Annotated in this window: 1 protein-coding gene; it reads left to right on the top strand. The window is 68.9% G+C overall.

The features are described from left to right. Positions 1–1,708, top strand: a 1,708-nt coding sequence (rpoB, locus tag RBH18_RS43770; RefSeq protein WP_306216430.1) for a DNA-directed RNA polymerase subunit beta, incomplete at both ends; no start/stop codon positions are given.

Consider the following 1,708-nt stretch of genomic DNA (forward strand, 5'->3'; position numbering starts at 1 on the left):
GGCCGGGTCACCGACCAGGTCGACTACCTCACCGCGGACGAGGAGGACCGGTACATCAAGGCGCAGGCGAACGCCCTGCTCGCCGCCGACGGCACCTTCGCCGAGGACCGCGTCCTGGTCCGCCGGAAGGGTGGTGAGGTCGACTACGTGCCCGGCACGGACGTCGACTACATGGACGTGTCGCCGCGGCAGATGACCTCGGTCGCCACCGCGATGATCCCGTTCCTCGAGCACGACGACGCCAACCGCGCCCTCATGGGTGCGAACATGCAGCGTCAGGCGGTCCCGCTGGTCAAGGCGGAGGCCCCCCTGGTCGGTACGGGCATGGAGTACCGTGCCGCGGTCGACGCCGGCGACGTGGTCGTGGCCGAGGTCGGCGGCGTGGTCGAGGACCTGTGCGCCGACTACGTGACGGTCCACCAGGACGACGGCCACCGGCGCACGTACCTGCTGCACAAGTTCCGCCGCAGCAACGCCGGCTCCTGCGTCAACCAGAAGCCCGTCGTCTTCGAGGGCGACCGGGTCGAGGCCGGCCAGGTCATCGCCGACGGCCCGTGCACCGACGAGGGGGAGATGGCCCTCGGCCGCAACCTGCTCGTCGCGTTCATGTGCTGGGAGGGCCACAACTACGAGGACGCGATCATCCTGTCGCAGCGCCTCGTGCAGCAGGACGTGCTCACCTCGATCCACATCGAGGAGCACGAGGTCGACGCGCGCGACACCAAGCTCGGCCCGGAGGAGATCACCCGCGACATCCCCAACGTCAGCGAGGAAATGCTCGCCGACCTGGACGAGCGCGGCATCATCCGGATCGGTGCCGAGGTCGTGCCCGGCGACATCCTGGTCGGCAAGGTCACGCCCAAGGGCGAGACCGAGCTGACCCCCGAGGAGCGGCTGCTCCGCGCGATCTTCGGTGAGAAGGCGCGCGAGGTCCGTGACACCTCGCTGAAGGTGCCGCACGGCGAGACCGGCACGGTCATCGGCGTCCGCACCTTCTCGCGCGAGGACGGCGACGAGCTGCCCCCGGGCGTCAACGAGCTGGTCCGCGTGTACGTGGCGCAGAAGCGCAAGATCCAGGACGGCGACAAGCTCGCCGGCCGGCACGGCAACAAGGGCGTCATCTCGAAGATCCTGCCGGTCGAGGACATGCCGTTCCTGGAGGACGGCACCCCGGTCGACATCGTGCTCAACCCGCTGGGTGTGCCCTCGCGCATGAACATCGGCCAGGTCCTGGAGACCCACCTCGGGTGGATCGCCAAGACGGGCTGGGAGGTCGAGGGCGACGACGCCGAGTGGAAGCGGCAGCTGCGGGCCATCGAGGCGCACGAGTCCCCCAAGGACTCGAACGTCGCGACCCCGGTCTTCGACGGTGCCCAGGAGGAGGAGATCAAGGGCCTCCTCGAGTCGACGCTGGTCAACCGCGACGGTAAGCGGCTGGTCAACGGCGACGGCAAGGCGCAGCTGTTCGACGGCCGCTCGGGAGAGCCGCTGCCGGACCCGATCTCGGTCGGCTACGTCTACATCCTGAAGCTGAACCACCTGGTCGACGACAAGATCCACGCTCGCTCGACCGGCCCGTACTCGATGATCACCCAGCAGCCGCTGGGTGGTAAGGCGCAGTTCGGTGGCCAGCGCTTCGGTGAGATGGAGTGCTGGGCCATGCAGGCCTACGGTGCGGCTTACGCGCTGCAGGAGCTGCTCACCATCA

This window comes from Actinoplanes oryzae, from assembly GCF_030757795.1.
Lineage (GTDB): Bacteria > Actinomycetota > Actinomycetes > Mycobacteriales > Micromonosporaceae > Actinoplanes.